This window comes from Pseudonocardia broussonetiae (assembly GCF_013155125.1).
Classification (GTDB): domain Bacteria; phylum Actinomycetota; class Actinomycetes; order Mycobacteriales; family Pseudonocardiaceae; genus Pseudonocardia; species Pseudonocardia broussonetiae.
Genome location: NZ_CP053564.1, coordinates 4820899 through 4839337, shown reverse-complemented (window position 1 = coordinate 4839337; position 18439 = coordinate 4820899). Strand labels below are relative to the sequence as shown.

General features: G+C 75.9%; 17 protein-coding genes. 6 read left to right on the top strand and 11 right to left on the bottom strand.

Annotated features, from left to right (window positions below):
- Positions 1-11 precede the first annotated feature (11 nt).
- From HOP40_RS23535 to HOP40_RS23520, 4 genes are read left to right on the top strand one after another with little or no spacing between them, the layout of a single operon-like run.
- Positions 12-1325 carry a phosphoribosyltransferase family protein gene (locus HOP40_RS23535; protein ID WP_172162028.1) on the top strand — a complete coding sequence of 438 codons (1314 nt, stop codon included), beginning with the start codon at positions 12-14 and terminating at the stop codon, positions 1323-1325.
- Positions 1322-2464 (top strand): cysteine protease StiP family protein, encoded by a 1143-nt coding sequence (locus tag HOP40_RS23530; protein WP_172162027.1) that lies wholly within the window; start codon positions 1322-1324, stop codon positions 2462-2464. The genes HOP40_RS23535 and HOP40_RS23530 overlap by 4 nt, the downstream gene beginning before the upstream one ends.
- Positions 2461-3315, top strand: a complete 855-nt coding sequence (locus HOP40_RS23525; RefSeq protein ID WP_172162026.1) for an HAD family hydrolase — start codon at positions 2461-2463, stop codon at positions 3313-3315. Before HOP40_RS23530 ends, HOP40_RS23525 begins: the two co-directional genes overlap by 4 nt.
- A 30-nt stretch (positions 3316-3345) precedes the next feature.
- Entirely contained in the window at positions 3346-3801 is a 456-nt protein-coding gene (locus tag HOP40_RS23520; RefSeq protein ID WP_172162025.1) for a tellurite resistance TerB family protein, read from the top strand.
- Positions 3802-3862: 61 nt separating this feature from the next.
- On the opposite strand, the gene HOP40_RS23515 is transcribed toward HOP40_RS23520, so the two are convergent.
- The 4 genes from HOP40_RS23515 to HOP40_RS23500 all read right to left on the bottom strand — a co-directional run bounded on the left by HOP40_RS23515 (position 3863) and on the right by HOP40_RS23500 (position 9434).
- Positions 3863-4441, bottom strand: coding sequence for a TerD family protein (locus tag HOP40_RS23515; RefSeq protein WP_172162023.1), 579 nt, complete (start codon positions 4439-4441; stop codon positions 3863-3865).
- Positions 4438-5589 carry a DUF475 domain-containing protein gene (locus HOP40_RS23510; protein ID WP_172162021.1) on the bottom strand — a complete coding sequence of 384 codons (1152 nt, stop codon included), beginning with the start codon at positions 5587-5589 and terminating at the stop codon, positions 4438-4440. The genes HOP40_RS23515 and HOP40_RS23510 overlap by 4 nt, the downstream gene beginning before the upstream one ends.
- Positions 5590-5742: 153 nt before the next feature.
- The gene (locus tag HOP40_RS23505) at positions 5743-7755 is read right to left on the bottom strand and encodes an Ig-like domain repeat protein (RefSeq protein WP_172162019.1); all 2013 of its coding nucleotides are present in this window, start codon (positions 7753-7755) and stop codon (positions 5743-5745) included.
- Positions 7752-9434, bottom strand: a complete 1683-nt coding sequence (locus tag HOP40_RS23500) for an Hsp70 family protein (protein ID WP_172162017.1) — start codon at positions 9432-9434, stop codon at positions 7752-7754. The genes HOP40_RS23505 and HOP40_RS23500 overlap by 4 nt, the downstream gene beginning before the upstream one ends.
- Before the next feature lie 29 nt (positions 9435-9463).
- Here HOP40_RS23500 and HOP40_RS23495 point away from each other — a divergent pair, with 29 nt between their 5' ends.
- Entirely contained in the window at positions 9464-9910 is a 447-nt protein-coding gene (locus tag HOP40_RS23495; protein WP_172162015.1) for a nucleotide exchange factor GrpE, read from the top strand.
- A gap of 60 nt (positions 9911-9970) precedes the next feature.
- Here the strand turns inward: HOP40_RS23495 and HOP40_RS23490 are convergent, their stop codons facing one another.
- The 6 genes from HOP40_RS23490 to HOP40_RS23465 are packed head-to-tail and all read right to left on the bottom strand — an operon-like array spanning position 9971 to position 15736.
- Positions 9971-10723 (bottom strand): YebC/PmpR family DNA-binding transcriptional regulator, encoded by a 753-nt coding sequence (locus tag HOP40_RS23490; protein ID WP_172162013.1) that lies wholly within the window; start codon positions 10721-10723, stop codon positions 9971-9973.
- Between the two features lie 31 nt (positions 10724-10754).
- Positions 10755-11879 (bottom strand): MSMEG_0565 family glycosyltransferase, encoded by a 1125-nt coding sequence (locus HOP40_RS23485; protein WP_172162011.1) that lies wholly within the window; start codon positions 11877-11879, stop codon positions 10755-10757.
- Entirely contained in the window at positions 11866-12684 is an 819-nt protein-coding gene (locus HOP40_RS23480) for a carbon-nitrogen hydrolase family protein (RefSeq protein ID WP_172168971.1), read from the bottom strand. The genes HOP40_RS23485 and HOP40_RS23480 overlap by 14 nt, the downstream gene beginning before the upstream one ends.
- 16 nt (positions 12685-12700) lie before the next feature.
- Positions 12701-14134 carry an MSMEG_0567/sll0787 family protein gene (locus HOP40_RS23475; protein ID WP_172162009.1) on the bottom strand — a complete coding sequence of 478 codons (1434 nt, stop codon included), beginning with the start codon at positions 14132-14134 and terminating at the stop codon, positions 12701-12703.
- Complete coding sequence (locus HOP40_RS23470; RefSeq protein WP_240157234.1) at positions 14131-15204, bottom strand: MSMEG_0568 family radical SAM protein; 1074 nt, start codon at positions 15202-15204, stop codon at positions 14131-14133. Before HOP40_RS23470 ends, HOP40_RS23475 begins: the two co-directional genes overlap by 4 nt.
- Before the next feature lie 10 nt (positions 15205-15214).
- Positions 15215-15736, bottom strand: a complete 522-nt coding sequence (locus tag HOP40_RS23465; protein ID WP_172162007.1) for an MSMEG_0572/Sll0783 family nitrogen starvation response protein — start codon at positions 15734-15736, stop codon at positions 15215-15217.
- 571 nt (positions 15737-16307) lie between these two features.
- Between HOP40_RS23465 and HOP40_RS23460 the strand changes: the two genes are divergently transcribed.
- Positions 16308-17270: a hypothetical protein gene (locus tag HOP40_RS23460; protein ID WP_172162005.1), complete on the top strand. Its 963-nt coding sequence runs from the start codon at positions 16308-16310 to the stop codon at positions 17268-17270.
- Between the two features lie 496 nt (positions 17271-17766).
- On the opposite strand, the gene pdxT is transcribed toward HOP40_RS23460, so the two are convergent.
- Positions 17767-18411, bottom strand: coding sequence for a pyridoxal 5'-phosphate synthase glutaminase subunit PdxT (gene pdxT, locus HOP40_RS23455; RefSeq protein ID WP_172168965.1), 645 nt, complete (start codon positions 18409-18411; stop codon positions 17767-17769).
- Between the last annotated feature and the right edge of the window lie 28 nt (positions 18412-18439).

Here is an 18439-nt window from a genome sequence, read left to right as displayed (position 1 = left end):
ACACTGCGCCGGTGACCCTCTCCACGTCCTCGGTCGCCGACCGGCTCGGTGTGCACGTCCGCGCCGCCGGTCCCGGCGCCGACCCCGCGGTGCTGCTCGGCCTCGCGCTGCGCCGCAACCCGCGCCGCGCCCAGCTCCTCGTCTCCCGCGTGCTCGGCAAGCACGTCCCGACCGACCCGCGGCTGGTGCGGGCGGGCGGGCTGCTGCTGGGCGGGCTGGCCGCCGACGTGCTCGACGGGCGGGAGCCGCGGGCGCTGCCGGTCGACCTGCTGCACGCCGCCGTCCGGGGGGAGCCGGGCGCGGCGATCACGCTCGGGCTCACCGCCGGGGCGTCCCGGTCGGCGCTCGACGCGCTGGTCCTGGGCTACGCCGAGACCGCCACCGCGCTCGGGCACACCGTCGCGGAGGCGCTGACCGCCGACTACCTGCACTCCACGCGGCGTCCGGTGCCCGGCATCGCGTCGGCGGGCGGCTTCAGCGAGGAGCACTCGCACGCCACCGACCACCTCCTGCTGCCCGCCGACCCCGCCCTGCTGCGCGGCGGGCGCCCCCTGGTCCTGGTCGACGACGAGCTGAGCACCGGCCGCACGGTCCTCAACACGATCACCGCCCTGCACGCCGTCGCCCCGCGGGAGCGGTACGTCGTGGCGACGCTGGTCGACGCGCGGCCGGCGGGGTCGTCGCTGGTCGCCGAGGTGGCGGCGCTCGGGGCGCGGCTCGACGTGGTCGCGCTGTGCCGGGCCGCGGTCGACCTGCCCGACGACGTGCTGGCGCGCGCCGACGCCGTCCGCGCCGGGGTGGCGCCCGAGCCGCCCACCCCGACACGCGCGCCACGAGAGCCCGACTCGCGGGTGGTGCTCGACCTGCCCGACGGCCTCCCCGACGGCGGCCGCCACGGCTTCCTCGCCGCCCACCACGCCGCCCTCGACGCCGCCCTGCCCGCGCTGGCCCGCTCGCTGGGCGTGCGGCCCGGGGAGCGGACGCTGGTGCTGGGCACCGAGGAGCTGATGGCGCTGCCGCTGCGGCTCGCGCAGACCCTCGCCGACGCCGGCTGCACCGTCCTGTTCTCCACCACCAGCCGCTCCCCCGCCGTCGTCGTCGACGAGCCGGGCTACGCCCTGCGCACCGGGATCACCTTCCCGGCGCACGACGACCCCGCCGACGGGCCGGGCCCGCGCTTCGCCTACAACCTCGGCGGACCCGGCTCCTTCGACCACGTCGTCGTGGTCGTCGACCCGCCCGCCGACACCCCCGCCCTGCGCGCGGGCCTGCTCCCCGCACTGGCCCCGCTGACCCGGAGGACCACCCTGGTGATCACCCCATGACGAGCACGCCCGAGCCCCTGCGCGGCCCCGCGTTCGGCAGCTACGCCGCCGACGAGGTGGGCTGGCTGCTCACCGACCTCTCCGGCGTCGAGCTGGAGGCGCCCACGGAGGAGCGCGAGGAGGCCGTGCAGAGCGGCGGGGCGCACTACGCCGAGTCGCTGCCCGTGGAGTTCCAGCCCGACGAGGCCTACCTCGCCGTGTACCGCTCCGCGCTCGACGCCACCGCGACGCGGCTGGCGCGGGCCGTCGGCACCGTCACCGAGCTCGTCCTGCGCGAGCGCGGCCCGGGCGTCGTGCTGGCGTCGCTGGCGCGGGCGGGCACCCCGGTCGGCATCCTGCTGCGGCGCTGGGCGCAGGCCCGCCACGGCGTCGACCTGCCGCACTACGCCGTCTCGATCGTGCGCGGCCGCGGCATCGACACCCTCGCGCTCGCCCACCTCGCCGAGCACCACGACCCCGCGCGCGTCGTGTTCGTCGACGGCTGGACGGGCAAGGGCGCGATCAACCGCGAGCTGGCCGCGGCGCTGGCGGGCACCCCGTTCGACCCCGACCTCGCCGTACTCGCCGACCCCGGCCGCTGTGCCCGCACGTTCGGCACCCGCGAGGACTGGCTGATCGCGTCGGCCTGCCTCAACTCGACGGTGTCCGGGCTCGTCTCGCGCACCGTGCTCAACGACCGGCTGATCGGCCCCGGGCAGTACCACGGCGCGAAGTTCTACCGGGAGCTCGCGGGCGCCGACGTCTCCAACGCGTTCCTCGACGCCGTCACCGCCGCGTTCCCGCTGGTCGACGACACGAGCGAGCCCGCCGACCGCGAGCCCGACCACGCCGGCTGGGCCGCGGTCGAGCGGATCGTCGACGAGCACGGCATCGGTGACGTCAACCTGGTCAAGCCCGGCGTCGGCGAGACCACCCGCGTGCTGCTGCGCCGCGTGCCGTGGAAGGTGCTGGTGCGCGCCGGTGCGCCCGAGGCCGACCTCGCGCACGTGCGGCTGCTGGCCGCGCAGCGCGGCGTGCCGGTGGAGGAGGTCGGCGACCTGCCCTACAGCTGCGTCGGGCTGATCCACCCGCGCTACACGCGGGGCGCCACCGGGGCCGACGGGCGGGCCGTGCCGGCCGAGGGCGCGGCGTCGCGGTGATCGTCGCCTGCCTCGACCTCGACCGCACCGTCATCTACTCCGCCGCGGCGCTGGACCTGCGGGTGCCCGACCACGAGGCCCCGCGGCTGCTGTGCGTCGAGGTCTACCGCGGCGTGCCGCTGTCGTTCCTCACCGAGGACGGGGTGGCGGCGTTCACGGCGCTGCGCGAGGTCGCCGAGGTCGTCCCGACCACGACCCGCACGCGCGAGCAGCTCGCCCGCGTCCACCTGCCCGGGCCACCCCCGCGGTACGCGATCGCGGCCAACGGCGGGCACCTGCTCGTCGACGGCGTCCCCGATCCCGACTGGGCCGCGGACGTCCGCGGGCGCCTGGCCGGGTGCGCGCCGCTGGCCGAGGTCGAGTCGCACCTCGCCGCCGTCAGCGGGACGTTCGTGCTCAACCGGCGCACGGCCGACGACCTGTTCGCCTACGCCGTCGTGGACCGCCCCACCCTCCCCGACGGCTGGGTCGACGCCCTGGGCGCCTGGTGCGCCGAGCGCGGCTGGACGGTGTCGCTGCAGGGCCGCAAGGTCTACGCGGTGCCGCGGGCGCTGACGAAGTCGGCCGCCGCGCGGGAGGTCTGCGAGCGCGTCGGCGCCGGCACGCTGCTCGCGGCGGGCGACTCGCTGCTCGACGCCGACCTGCTCACCGCCGCCGACCGCGCCGTCCGCCCCGCGCACGGCGAGCTGCACGACACCGGCTTCGCGCTCGACACCCTCACCGTCACCTCCGCGAGCGGTGGTGCCGCCGGTGCGGAACTCCTGGGCACCCTGCGGGAGTTGGCAGTGCAGTTGTCGACAGTGCAGATGTCGGCGGTGCAGAGCCGCCTGCCGGCGCATGGCAGGGTGTGAACCCTCCGACGAGAGGACGATTGCGACACCATGGGCTTCTTCGACCAGCTCAAGACCCGCATGGCCGGCCTGCAGGCCACGGCGACCACCGAGGTCGCCAAGTTCAAGTCCAAGGACTTCGCGAAGGCGAGCATGGCGATGTGCGCGCTCATCGCCGCCGCCGACGGCACGATCAGCGCCGAGGAGCGTCGCAAGACCGCCGGCTTCATCGGCAGCAACGAGGCGCTGAAGGTCTTTCCGCCCAGCGAGCTGCAGGACCACTTCACGTTCTACGCGTCGAAGCTGGAGTCGGACTACGAGTTCGGCAAGGTCGAGGCCATCGCCACGATCGGCAAGCTGAAGAAGGACCCGCCCGCGGCGCGCGCCGTGATCCAGGTCGGGATCATCGTCGGCGGGGCCGACGGCGACTTCGACAAGGACGAGCAGCAGGCCGTCCGCGAGGCCTGCCTGGCGGTGGGCATCTCGCCGTCGGAGTTCGACCTCTAGAACGACCGTGAGCGGCAACCGTGGCCCTGGCCACGGTTGCCGCTCACGAGGTGTTCCCGGGCTAGAGGTGCGCGGCCGTCGCCGGCAGCAGGTCCTGGAACGTCCGGCCCGACGCGATCGCGCCGATCGCCGTCATGCTCCAGCCGCCCTGGCCGTCGCGGCTCACCTTCGCCATGATCTGCGCGTTGTGCTTCCCCGAGCCCGACAGCTCGTAGCGGGCCAGCTCCTCGTCGGTCGTCTCGTCGACGAGCCGGCAGAACGCGTTCTCGATCTGCGAGAAGTCCTGTCCGGTGAACGAGTTCACCGTGAACACGATCTGCGTGACGGCGGGTGAGAGCCGTCCGAGGTCGACGACGACCGACTCGTCGTCGCCCTCGCCCGCGCCGGTCAGGTTGTCGCCGGTGTGCTGGACGGAGCCGTCCTTGCTGCGCAGCTGGCGGAACCAGACGGCGTCGACGAGAGCGCCGGAGGCGTCGAACAGCAGCGCCGAGGCGTCGAGGTCGATCGACTGGCTGCGCGAGCCGAACAGGCCGCGCTTCTTCACCGCGTCCCAGCCCAGGCCCATCCGCACGACCGACAGCGAGCCGCCGCCGCGCTTGGCCAGCGAGACGCGCTGGCCCTTCTGCAGGGAGACGGTCACCGCGGCGCCTCCGCCTTCGCCTCGGCGGCGAGCTCGTCGGCCGTCTTGTGGGTGTTGACGCCCTGCGCCTCGAGCTTGCGGTTGCGCCGCACGCTGGAGAAGAACGCGGCGCCGATGAACACGACGCCGATGAGGCCGGTGACGATCTCGTCGACGTGGAACGGACCGATGCCGATGAGCAGGATGACCGCGAGCGCGCCGATCGCCCAGTGCGCGCCGTGCTCCAGGTAGACGTAGTCGGCCAGCGTGCCCTTGCGCACCAGGAACACCGTCAGCGACCGGACGAACATCGCGCCGATGAGGCCGAGGCCCAGGGCGATGATGATCGGGTCCGGGGTGATGGCGAACGCGCCGATGACGCCGTCGAAGGAGAACGCCGCGTCGAGGACCTCGAGGTAGAGGAACAGGAAGAAGCCGGCCCTGCCCGTCGCCTTCACGAGCTGGGTCGGGCCGCCCTGACCGTTGCGGCCGGGGGCGTCGCCCTCCTCGACGTCCTCCATCTGCGCCTGGCCGACGGACTCGAAGTACTGCCCGAGGCCCTGCACGCCGAGGTAGGTGACGAGGCCGAGCGCGCCGGCGAGCAGCACGACGGCGGGGTCCTCCGCGAGCACCTGGGAGAGAAGCACCAGCGCGACCACGGCGATGACGACGGAGATCCGCTCGATCTGCCCGATGCGGGCGAGGAACTTCTCGATCGGGCGGAGCCACTTGATGTCGCGGTCCTCGAACATCCAGTCCAGGAACAGCATGAACAGGAACATGCCGCCGAACGCGGCGATCTGCGGGTAGGCCTCGTTGAGCAGGTACGCGTAGCTCGTGGGGTCGTCCTCGGGACGCCGCTCCAGGGCCAGCGTGACCGCCTCGATCGGGTTCAGGTTCGCCGTGATGCCGACGATGAGCAGCGGGAACACCAGCCGCATGCCGAACACGGCGATGAAGATGCCGATCGTCAGGAAGATGCGCTGCCAGAACTCGCTCATCCGCTCGAGGATCGTGGCGTTGACGACCGCGTTGTCGAAGGACAGCGACACCTCGAGGACGCCGAGGATGGCGCACAGGATGAGCGCCTGCCAGCTGCCGTAGAGGAAGGCGACGACGAGCGACACGACCGTCACCGCGTACGACCAGCCGAAGATGCGAAGGTTCATGTCCTGATGGTCCTGTTCCCCTGTGGCCTCGATGTCCGCAACCGATGTCCGATTGGCACGGATGCGACGCCACGGTAGCCGGTGCGGATCTCCACGCTCGTGTCGCGCCCGCCCCAGTGTGCCCGGAATCGCGGCGGGCAGTCCCGTGGGCTCTCAGGTCGTGGGCACCTCGGCGGAGCGCTCGCCGCCGACCGACGCGCTGACGGTGTAGCCCGGCAGCGGCCCGTCCGGGGCGCCGCCGTCCTCGATCTCGTGCTCGCGGGTGCGCCCGACGACGCGCCACCGGCCGCCGGGCATCGCGCAGCGCACGCGGTACTCGGCGCCGGGCGGACCGGTCCAGCGGACGACGACCGACCCGGTGGGGCCGCGCTCGGCGCGGACGGCGCTCGGCCCGGCGACCCCGGACACCGGGGCCTCGACCGGCGGCGGCGTGCTCGGGGGCGTCCGCTCGTCCGACCGGACCGCCGCGGAGCTGCGCCCGGCCTGCACGGCCTCCACGGCGTACACCGGGGCCTCCACCGCGGGCGGGGCGCCGCCGTCGAGCACGGAGGTGTCGGTGACGCGGCCGACGACCTGCCACGACCCGTCGGGGCGCCGGCGCGAGACCTTGTAGCGGACCTGCGGCGTCGGCGAGGCCTCCCAGACGACGAGGACGTCGCCGCGGCCGTCGCGGGCGGCCCGCACCCAGGACGGGGGCTCCACCGGGATCGCGGCCAGCGCGGCCTCGGCGCCGGGGTGGCCGGGGCAGGTGCCGAGCACGGCGAGCAGGGCCGCGGCCCGGTCGGCCGCGGGTCCGGCGAGGGCGGCGGCGACCGCGGCGTCGGCGCGGGCGACGTCGCGGCGCACCCGGGCGAGGAGGTCGTCCAGGTCGGCACCGCGGGGGTCGGGGACGTCGCGCGCGGTGCGGTCGAGGTGCTCCAGGTGCTCGGCGGCCTCGGTGGAGCGGCGGGCGTCCACGGCGGCCGACGCCGCGGTCCAGCGCCGCGCCGCCTCGTCGAGGACCCCGGCGATCTCGTCGGCCACCGCCCGCACCGGCGTGGCCCCCTCCGGACCCGCGAGCCGGCGGGCGGCCTCGACGAGCCGGCGGGCCTCACCCGGCCGGGCGGCGCGCAGGGCGGCGCGGGCGGCCCGGAGCGGGGCCTCCCAGCCGCGCTCGCGCGGTGGCGCGGGTGGCGGGGTGGGCGGCGGCGGGGCGGCCGGCACCGGGTCCGTCTCGATCGGCGCCCCGAGCTCCCGCGCGACCGCGGCCAGCACCGCGCGCGCCCGGGCGTCGTCCAGGCCCAGGGCGCGGGCCTCGTCGAGCAGGTGGGCGTGGTCCTCGGCGACGAGCCGGTCCTCCACCAGCACGGCGGCGCGGATGCGGGGCCGCAGGTGCTCGGTGACGTCGGCGGCGACGGCGTCGAGGTAGGCGGCCACGGCGGCGGCGCCCGGCTCCAGCAGCTCCGCGACGTGCACGAGCAGCTCGTCGACGACGGTCCGCAGCCGGTTCGGCGGCAGCTCCCGGGCCCGCGAGCGCCACGCCCCGGCCCCGGCGCGCACCTGCGGCCCGGTCGCCGACGCGTCGAGCCCGAGCAGGGCGAGCAGCGTCGGCGGGGCGGGGGCGTCGGTGAGGCGCCCGAACTCGTCGAGCAGGGCGCGCACCTGCCGGCGGCGCTCGACGGGGACGCCCGACGGCCGCTCCTGCTCCCCCGCGGCGACCCGGCGGTGCCGGCGCAGCCGCGCGGTGACCTCCTCGGGGGTGAGACCGGCCAGCGCGCCGACCTCGTGCAGCCCCTCGACCTTGTCGGCCGGGATCCCGCGGTGGCGGTCGACGAGCCGGGCGACGGCGGCGTCGAGCAGGGCGTAGCGCTGGGCGTCGCGCTGCTCGCGCTGGGCCCGCACCCGCGCGGCGGCGGTGCGGCGGCGGCCGGCGTCGAGGAGCTCGGCGCTGCGGGCCTCGTGCCCGGCCACGAGCTCGGCGGCGAGCACGCGGTACTTGGGGTGGTCGCGCTGGCGCTGCCAGAAGCCCCACACGGCCGCGACGCGCTCGGCGACCGCGGCGTCGTCGAGGTCGTCGTCGACGGGGAGGTCGTAGAGCTCGAACGGGTCGGAGCTCTCCGGGCCGCCGCGCTTGAGCACCGCGGCCAGCACGCGCCGGCGGTAGTCGGCGGGGTCGAACCCGTTCACTCCCGCCGCCGCTGCCTGCCGAGCCGGTCGCGCTCGCGGGCGACCTCGGCCTGCGAGAGCGTGGCGCCGGTCGTCACGGTGAGGGTCAGCGGCAGCCCGGCGTCGACGTGGAACGCGGTGACGTGCAGGACGCCGTCGAAGCCCATCTCGAAGCTCACGCGCACCTCGCTGCCCTCGTCGTAGCCGGGCGGGATGCCGGTGATCTCGCCGACGACCAGCACCTTCGCGTCCTCCGCCCGCGAGGACTCGGCCTGCCCCTGCTGCTCGACGACGGTCAGCGCGATCACCGCCTGGTCGGCGCGCACCGTGCCGAAGCTGCGGCTGGTGCGGATCGGGAGGCGGTCGTTGCGGTGCACCAGCCAGGTCGGTTCGAGCCGGCCCGCCGAGGAGTTGAGGGCGAGCACGCCGAACCCGCGCGAGACGACGGTGTCGACGCGGACCTCCACCGCGCGGCGCACCTGCGCCAGCGGCACGGCGTAGGCGTCGGCGACGCGGCGGGCGGCGTCGTCGAGGTCGGCGGGGGCGGCGTCCTCCAGCGGCGCGCCGTCGCGCAGGCGTCCGCGGGTGCGCAGGTCGGCCGCGACCATCCGCTCGAGCTCCTTCTTCTCCCCGTACAGCGCGGCGCCGCGGGCGACGGCGAGGTCGGGATCGTGCAGCTTCGCGTCGAGGTCGAGCTCGGTGAGCAGGGCGTCGGCGACGGCGGGCATGCGCGAGGAACCGCCGACGAGCAGCACCCGGTCGACGCGCGGCACCCCGCGGCGGGCGGCTTCGGCCAGGCAGGAGCGGGTGAGGTCGACGGTGCGCCGCAGCAGCGACGCCGTCATCGACTCCAGCTCGGCGCGGGTGAGCGTGACCGCCGCGCGGGCGCCGTCGTGGGTGACGACGACGTCGGTGCTCGTCGACTCCGACAGCACGTGCTTCGCCCGCTCCGCGGCCAGGACCAGCGCCTGCGTGCCCGCGGCGTCGTCCATCGGGTCCTCGGCATCGGGGTTCTGCTCGCAGAAGCGGCGGGCGAGGTGCAGGGCGATGCGCTCGTCCCAGTCGGCGCCGCCGAGCTGGTGGTCGCCCTCCACGGCGAGCACCGAGATGCGGCGGTCGGCGAGCTCGATGACGGTGGCGTCGAACGTGCCGCCGCCGAGGTCGTAGACCAGGACGGTCTCGTGGGCCGCGCCCTTCACCATCTCCGGCGAGCCGTCGAGGCGGGCGAAGCCGTAGGCCAGGGCGGCGGCGATGGGCTCGGACAGGACGTCGACGACGTCGAGGCCCGCGTAGGTCCCGGCGAGCACGGTGGCGCGCCGCTCCTCGTCGCCGAACCAGGCCGGGACGGTGATCACGGCGGCGGTCGGCGTCTCACCGGTGGCGAACGCGGCGTCGGCCACCAGCGACTTCAGGATCAGCGACGACACCGCCGGCGCCGACCAGCCCGTGCCGTGCGCGACGAACCGCCACTCCGCGTCGCCCATCCGCCGCTTGACCAGCGTGCAGACGTGCTCCGGGTCGAGCCGGGCCTCGCGCCGCGCGCCCTCCCCCACGACGTGCTCGGTGCCGGAGGCGAACAGCACCACCGACGGCGTCGTCGGGGCACCGGACATGCCGGCGAGCACCTGCGGCCGCCCGTCGGGGCCGGTCCGGGCGACGGCGGAGTTCGTGGTGCCGAGATCGATACCGTGGACGGCCACGAGCGGCACCCTAGCGATAGCGTCGGAGCGTGCCCACGGCCCCGGAACCCTCCGCCCGGGACCTCGCCGACAAGATCGACGACGTCACCCGGCTGCTCACCCGCCAGTCCGCCGCGCTGGCCGCCCTGGCCGACGCCCCCGCCTCCGCCGGGCCCGACGTGGCGCTGCTGGTCGACCTGCACGCGCTCTACACGGACGCGAGCGCCTGCGCCGCCACCGCCCGCTCCCGCCGCGAGCGGGCCGCCTTCACCGCCGTCGCGGGCGGGCTGGAGCGGCTGATCGTCGGGCGCGGGGGCGCGGTGGTGGCCCCGGCGCCCGGTTCCGCGTTCCGCGGAACGCAGATGGAGGCGGCGGAGGTGGTGGCGACCGACGACCCGGCCGCCGACCGCACGGTGGCGGCGCTGCTCGAACCGGGCCTGGACGCGGGCGGTCGGTCGGTCCGGGCGGCGCGGGTGGCGGTGTTCCGGACGCGCTGACGCACCGCCCACCGCGACTCGCGCGCAACGAGAGCGCGACTCGCGGGGGGCCGGGTGGGCTCAGCCCACCTCGGCCATCACCTCGTCGCTCACGTCGAAGTTCGCGTAGACGTTCTGCACCTCGTCGCTGTCCTCCAGCGCCTCGATGAGGCGGAAGACCTTGCGGGCGCCCTCGGCGTCGAGCGGGATGGTCATCGACGGGACGAAGGTGGGGTCGGCCGAGTCGTACTCGATGCCCGCCTCCACCAGCGCCGTGCGCACCGCGATGAGGTCGGTGGCCTCGGAGACGACCTCGAAGCTGTCGCCCAGGTCGTTGACCTCCTCCGCTCCCGCGTCGAGCACCGCGAGGAGCAGGTCGTCCTCCGTCAGCTCGCCGGCCTTCGGCACGATCACGACGCCCTTGCGCGTGAACAGGTACGCCACGGAGCCGGGGTCGGCCATCGCGCCGCCGTTGCGGGTCATCGCGACGCGGACCTCGGTGGCGGCGCGGTTGCGGTTGTCGCTGAGGCACTCGATGAGCAGCGCGACGCCGTTGGGCCCGTAGCCCTCGTAGGTGATCGACTGGTAGTCGGCGCCGCCCGCGTCGGCCCCGGAGCCGCGCTTGACGGCGCGGTCGATGTTGTCGTTGGGGACCGAGCTCTTCTTCGCCTTCTGCACGGCGTCGAACAGCGTCGGGTTGCCGTCGAGGTCACCGCCGCCGGTGCGCGCGGCGACCTCGATGTTCTTGATCAGCTTCGCGAACATCTTGCCGCGGCGGGCGTCGATGACGGCCTTCTTGTGCTTGGTGGTAGCCCACTTGGAGTGGCCGCTCATGTGAATCCCTTCCGCAAGTGCTCGGACGAGACTACCGGTGACCTCCCGGCGGCAACGAACGGTAGAAGTCCAGGTGCCGGTCGGCGGCCCCGGACCACGTGCACCGGGCGGCCAGCGCCCGCCCCGCGGCGCGCCGGGCGGGGTCGGGCGCGGTGAGGGCGCGGCCCAGCGCGGCGGCCAGCGCGGGCGGGTCGGCGGCGAACTCGGCGGCCCCGGTGAACGTCTCGCGCAGCACCGGCAGGTCCGACACCACCAGCGGCACCCCGGCCGCCAGCGCCTCCATCGCGGCCAGCCCGAACCCCTCCTTCGTCGACGGGAACGCGAACGCGGAGGCCGCGGCGACGAGCGCGGGCAGCAGGGCGTCGTCGACGGGACCGAGCACCACCGGCGCGACGCCGAGCGCGGCGGCCCGGGCCTCCCACTCCGCGCGGTAGGCGCGGTGGTCGAAGACCGTCTCCCCGCCCGCGACGACCAGCGCCACGTCCGGGTGCTCGCGCCGCAGCAGCGCGTACGCCTCCAGCAGCGCGAGGCTGCCCTTGCGCGGCTCGATCCCGCCGACGGCCAGGACGTAGCGCCCCAGTCGCGCCGACCAGGCCGCGCGCCCGGACGCCCCGGCCGGCCCCGCGGCCGCGGCGAACCGCGCCGCGTCCACGCCGTTGCCGATCACCGTCGCCGTGATCCCCCAGCCCGCGCGCAGCTCGGCGGCGACCGCGGCCGACACCGTGACGTGCGCGGACGGCTCGCGGATCGCGCGCTCGTGGCAGCGGGCGAGCTCGGGGGTCGTGAAGTGGTCGATGTGGTGGACGGTCCGGACGACGCCCGTGCGCCCGGCCGCGGCCGCCGCGTTCGCGGTGATGCAGTCCTGGGCGTGCACGACGTCGTAGGTGCCCTCCAGTGCGGCCCCGAGCACCGCGATCGAGCGCACCACGCGCTCTCCCACCGACTCGCCGTCGATCTCGGGCAGCGGCACGAGCCGCACCGCGACCCGCGGGTCGACGGGACGGAAGAACGCGCTGTCGCCGCCGCGCCCGAGGCTCCACACCGTGACGTCGACGCCCCGGTCGGCGAGCGCCTCGGCCAGCGCCAGGGTGTGCACGACGCCCCCGCGCGGATTCGTCGAGTACGTCAGCAGGGCGACGCGCTCAGCGGTAGGCACCGGGCCGCCGCTCGTCCAGGTGGTGCAGGACGCGGCGGGCCGACCCGACCTCGCCGTCGACGTCCACGTCCGCCGCGGCGATCCCGGCCTTCGCCCACGTGCGGGCCAGCACGTCCCCGCCCGGCCCGACGACCTTGGCCTGCCCGAGGAAGCGCATCCCGCCGAGCGTCCCGGTCTGGTTCGACGACACCAGCACGACCTGGTTCTCCGCGGCGCGGGCGCGGTCGTAGAGGTCGAACAGCCGCGACTGGCGGTCCTGGCTCATCCGCGACGCCCGGTTGGTGACGTTCGTCGGCCACGCCGAGAGGCACGCGAGCACCTGCGCGCCGTCCAGGGCCAGCGCGCGGGCCGACTCGGGGAAGGTCTTGTCGTAGTCGATCAGCATGCCCAGGCGCCCGACCGGGGTGTCGAACGCCGTGAACACCTCACCCGCCGCGTAGACGCCCGACTCCCCCGGCGGCTGGTGCACCTTCCGGTGCGTGCCCAGCACGCCGTCGCCGTGCAGGCAGACGGCGGTGTTGTAGCAGCGGCCGCGGTCGGCCTCCCGGTAGCCGACGCACACGACCATGTCGCCGGCGAGCGCGCGCACCGCGAGCAGCGCCGGGTGGTCGGGCTCCAGCGCGGGCGGCGGCTCGGCGCCGGGCCCGAGCCGGGTGAGGTAGCCGCCGAGGGCGGCGTCGGGCAGGACGAGCAGGTCGACGCCGTCGCGGCGCGCGTGCCCGACGAGGGTGGCGACGCGCTCGACGGCGTGGTCGAGGTCGCGGCCGAACGCGGCGGCGACGGCCGCGAGCCGGGGCACCCTCAGGTCCCGCGGACGGCGGTCACGCCCGCCCCATGCCGGTGACCGCGGCCGGGACGGCGTCGGTCAGCTCGCCGTCGGGCCAGCGCAGCGCCACGCCGCCGCCGGGCACGAGCTCGCCGCACTCCGCGCCCGTGGCCGGTCCGGCGTCGAGGCCGGGGCGCCCGGCGTCGTCGGCGGTGAGGACGGCGAAGCCGGGGAAGCAGGTGAGCCAGTCGCCCGCGGTGGCACCGGCCGGGCGCGGGACGGCGGCGACGTCGAGCACGGCCCCGCAGCCGCCCGCCTCGGCCAGCATCCCGAGCGTGCCCGCGACGCCGGCCATCGAGACGTCCTTGGCGGCGGCCGGACGCGCGGCGCCGACCGCCCCGAGCATCGCCCGCAGCTCCGCCGTGCGGCGGGTGCTCGTGGAGTCCCACTGGCGCCCGGAGTAGCCGGGGCGCCAGCCGCCGCCGAGGTCGGCGGTGAGCCGGACGCGCTGCCCGGGTCGCCCGCCCCCACCGGGGACGGGCGCGTCCGTGCGGCCCAGCGCCGTGACCGACAGGGCCGCGGGCACACCGACCTGCGTGTGGCCGCCCAGGACCGGCACGTCGTACGCGCGGGCGGCGTCGCGCAGGCCGGCCAGCACGCGGCCGACGAACGCGGTGTCCCGCCCGGCCACGGAGTCGAGCAGGCCGAGCGGGGCGGCGCCCATCGCGGCCAGGTCGTTGAGGTTGACGAGCACGCCGCACCAGCCGGCCCACTCCGGGTCGCGCTCCACCATCGACGGCAGGATCGCGTCGCAGGCGGCGATCACGTCCGTGCCGGGGACGGGGGCGCCGTCGTCGCCGACGAAGCCCGCGCCGCCCAGGTGGAAGCCGTCGAGCAGGCCACCGAGGGGCTGCTTGCTCGCGGCGGCCGCGGCGAGGCGGCCGATCGGGGCGCGCATGAGGACGTGCGGGCGCCCGGCGACGGTGACGTCGCGGACGCGGCTCCAGCCCAGGCGGGCGAAGTAGCGCTCGTTGGCCGCCTGCACCTCGGCGTCGAAGCGCAGGGCGCCGGCCGCCTCGGCGTGCGCGCGGGCCGCGCGGACCAGCGCCGCCCCGACCCCGCGCAGCCTTCGCCCGGCGCGGGTGACGGCGAGCCGCCCGCCGAACCACCAGCCGATGTCGTGGTCGGTGACCGGCCCGAGCCGGACGCCGCCGAGGAACGTGCCGTCGCGGTCGTGGGCGGCGAGGACGACCAGGCGGGGGTCGTCGTCGCGGTCGTCGCGGTCGGTGCCGTCGCTCCCGGGCCCGCCGAACAGCCCCTGCTCCTCGACGAACACCTCCCGGCGCAGCACGTGGTAGGCCGCGAGGTCACCGGTGGGCTCGATCGTGAAGGCCGGACGGGCGGGCGCGGCCCCGGTGAGGACCTCGCCGAGCCCGAGACCGCCGGTGTCGATGCCGCCTCCGCGGGAGGGAGCGCGTCGGAGGGTCATCCTCCGGCCGCCGGCAGCGCGCTGCACGCCCCGCAGGCGGCGCACCCGGCGCCCTGGTCGGCGCCCGACATCCCGGCCTCGCGCAGCAGGCGGGCCACGCGCGACGTCACGTCGGCCACGACCTCCGCGGTCGGCCCGGTGGCGCCGTCGCGCACCGCGAGGGTGCCCGGCAGCGGCCGGAACGGCACGACGAAGGGGTACACGCCGCGCTCGACGAGCGACGCGGCCCCGGCCACGAGCTCGTCCGGGTCCTCCCCCAGCCCGATGAGCAGGTAGGTCGAGACGCGGTTGCGGCCGAACACGGCGACGGCGCGGTCCCACGCGGCCTCGTACTCGGCCATCGGCACCGACCCCTTGCCCGGCATCCAGGCGCGGCGCACGGCGTCGTCGGTCGACTCCACGTGGATGCCGATGGACGTGGCGCCCGCGGCCTTGAGCTCGTCGATGGTGTCGAGGTCGCCGGGGGGCTCGATCTGCACCTGCACCGGCAGCCCGGGGACGGCGTCGAGCACGGCCCGCACGCAGCGGACGAGGTGCTTCGCGCCGCGGTCGGGCCCGGCGGTGGTGCCCGTCGTCAGCACCATCTGCCGGACGCCGTCGAGCCGCACCGCCGCCTCCGCGACCTCGGCGAGCTGCGCCGGGGTCTTGGCGGCGACGGTGCTGCCCGCGCGCAGCGACTCCTCGATCGCGCAGAACCGGCAGCGCTCCGCCTCGGCGTAGCGGATGCAGGTCTGCACGACGGTGCTGGCCAGGACGTCGGCGCCGTGGAGCAGGGCGATCTGCTCGTAGCGGACGCCGTCGGCCGTGGTCAGGTCGTAGAAGGCGGGCCGGCGCACCGGTGCCGCGGCGACGCCCAGGTCGAGCTCGCCGTCGTAGATGCGGCCGTCCCGCACGACGTAGGGGCTGCCGGGGTCGATGGGGAGCGTGACGTTCGCACCGTCGATCACGAGGTGCCCGTCGTCGCTCGGCCCGGCGCCCGGCCCGCGGCGGACCGCGGTGGGGGTCCGCACCCCCCGTACAGCCAGTGCCGACCTCGTCGTCAGCGGGATCCCGAGATCAACGATGCTCACGTCGTGCCTCTCAGAACATGTAGGTGGAGTTGATGATCGCGCCCTTGCGGGCGTAGTGGATCAACGCGTCCTGGACGTCGAGGGGGTGCGTCGGGATGACGCCCTCGATGAGGTCCTCCTCGCGGGCGCCGTGCAGCGACAGGCCGAAGCGGCAGCAGTAGACCTTGCCGCCCTCGTCGATGAACGTCTTGAGCGAGCTGTTGATGTTGTGCTCGCCGGGGAACGCGGAGTTGCCGGTGGTCGGGAACCCGCGGGTGGCCAGGCAGTTCAGCGAGCCGGGGCCGTAGAAGTAGATCGCCGACTCGAAGCCCTTCCGCTGCGCGCGGGTGGCCTGCAGGATCGCGACGAAGCTGACCGACGACTCGTGCGCGATGCCGTGGACGAGGGTGAAGTAGGTCTCGCCGTTCTCGGCCTGGTAGTCCGGGAAGACCTTGGTGCCGCCGTAGATCGACGAGCCCTCCGGCAGCGACGGGTGCGCGATCTCCTCGAGGCTCTGCTTCTCGGTCTCGGTCAGTCCGACGGTCGTGGTCATGGTGGTGCCCTTCTGGTGGGGGTCCTGCGGAGGGGTCGGCCGCGTCCGTCCCGGTCGTCATCGCCCTGGGACGTCGTGATCGCGTGGGACAAGGACACAGCCGACGTGTGGCAGGCGCGTTTCCCCCGGAACAGCGTCGGGTTACGCGAGGGGGTGGGAGGTGACGAGCAGGAAAACCCGCGGCGGGCGGGACACAGGAAGGGGCGCTGGTGCGTTCGGCGGAACGGCGGGGGCCGAGCGCGCGCCGTCACGCTCCACCCCGTCCCGCGCGCCACCGCCCCCTCCGCCTCCCGTCACCCGCCACCGCCCCGCTGCCCCTGCCGCCGCCCCCCGCCCTCCCCGCCGCCGCGCCCGCCGCCCCCTCCGCTCACCCCGCCGCCGCGCCCTGCCGCCCCCTCCCGATGACAGTGGAGTGGCTTTACTGTCACTGGGCGGCAGTAGAGCCACTTCACTGTCACGTGGTGGGGGGCGGCGCGCGGCGGTGCGGCGGAGGGCCGCTGCGGCGTCGGCGCGGGTGCCGGTTGTGCCGTTCCGCCACGGCCGGGGGCGGTCGGCACTCATCCTCCCCTGCATGAGACGAGGGTCCGAGCCCGATCGGGCGACGCTGTGGGCGGCGTCGCAGGGTGGTGTCATCGCGGCGCGGGTGCTGATCGAAATGGGGCTGTCGGAGTCGACGGTGTACCGGCGGTGCCGCGACGGCGGCCCGTGGCAGCGCCTCGCCCCCGGCATCCTCCTGCTGTGCACGGGCGAGCCGACCGACGACCAGCTCGTCACGGCCGCGCTCCTGCACGGCGGTCCGCGAGCGGTGCTGACAGGGCTCAGCGCCTGCCTGAGGCAGGGCGTCCGCCGTACGCCGACACCCGGGCGGAAGCTGCAGCTGCTCGTGCCGGACGACCGCCAGCTGCGGCACACGTGGTTCGTGCGGGTGGACCGGAGCCGGAATATGCCGGTCCCCGTGCGCCGGGGCGGGGTTCCGCTGGCGCCGCTGCCCCGGGCGCTCGCCGACGGGTCACGGACGCTGCGCGACGAGCGCGAGATCGCCGAGCTCTTCTCCGACGCGGTGCAGCGACGCCTGTGCACTGTCGCGGAGATCGCCGCCGAGCTCGACGCGAACGGCCAGCACGGGTCGGCCACCCCGCGGCGGGTGCTGCGCGCCGTTCGCGACGGCATACGGTCGGCGGCCGAACTCGACGCGAAGAAGCTGTGGGCACGGTCCGGGCTCCCGGAGCCGCTGTGGAACGTCGCGGTGCACGACGGGTCCGGCCGCTTCCTGGGCGTCGCCGACGCGTGGTGGGACGACGTCGCACTCGCCTGGGAGATCAACTCCATCGCCTGGCACCTGACGCCCACGGACTACGCCCGCGAGCAGGCCAAGTCCGCCCGTTTCGCGGCCGCGGGGGTGGCGGTCCTGCCGACCGTCGCCCGACGGCTGCGCGGCGACGCACCGGAGGTGCTGCGGGAGCTGACGGCGGCCCACCGGGCCGCGACCGGCCGTCCCCGCCCTCCCGGCCTGCACTGGACCGAGCGGCGCTGAGCGCGAGCTCCGCCGCAGCCCTCCCACATCGCCCTCCCACACCGCCCCTCCCACACCGCCCTCCCGTGACAGTGGAGTGGCTTTACTGTCACTGGGCGGCAGTAAAGCCACTCCACTGTCACTGCCGGGGGGCGTCCGGGGGGCCGCGGGGGGGCGGGGCACGGCGGGCGCGGGGGGCGCGGGGGGCGCGGGGCGTCGGCGGGCGCTGAGCGCGGCGTGCGTGAGGCGCGGCGTGCGGCGGAGGCGGCGTGCGTGAGGCGCGGCGGGCGGCGGGGGGCGGCGGAGGCGGGCGGTGCGGATGCGCGCGCCGCGAGGCCGGGCGCGGGGGGGCGCGGGCAGGGCGCGGGGCCGGGGCTGTGCGGGACGGGCGGCGGGGCGGGGGGCGGGGGGCGGGGGCGGGCCGCCTCCGCGCTGGCCCGGTGACAGTGGAGTGGCTTTACTGCCACTGGACGCCAGTAAAGCCACTCCACTGTCACGCAGCGGGGCGGGCCGGCCCTCAGACCGCCGCCGTACTCGCCGTCACCATCTTGCAGAACGCCGCGTGCACCCGGTGGTCGCCGGTCAGCTCCGGGTGGAAGGCCGTCGCCAGCACCGACCCCTGCCGCACCGCCACGACCCGGCCGGCGGCGTCGCCGGTGCCCCGGCCTGCGACCGTCCGCTCGGGCACCGTGGCCAGCACCTCGACCCCGTCGCCCGCCGACTCCACCCACGGCGCCCGGATGAACACCGCGCGGACCGGGGCGCCGGGGACGCCGTCGACGTCGAGGTCGATCTCGAACGAGTCGACCTGGCGGCCGAAGGCGTTGCGGCGCACGACGACGTCGAGGCCGCCGAGCTGCTCCTGGTCGGGGCGGCCGTCGAGGACGTCGCGTGCCAGCAGGATCATGCCGGCGCACGAGCCGTAGGTCGGCATCCCCGACGCGATGCGCTTCCGCAGCGGGTCGAGGAGCTCGAACGTCGTCAGCAGCCGGCTCATCGTGGTCGACTCGCCGCCGGGCAGAACGATGGCGTCGACGGCGTCGAGCTCCGACGGGCGGCGCACCGCCACCGCCCGCGCACCGCACGCCGTCACGGCGGCCAGGTGCTCGCGGACGTCACCCTGCAGGGCCAGCACTCCGATCACGGGAACCACGCCGACCAGGGTAATCGCCGTCCCACCGGACCCCGGG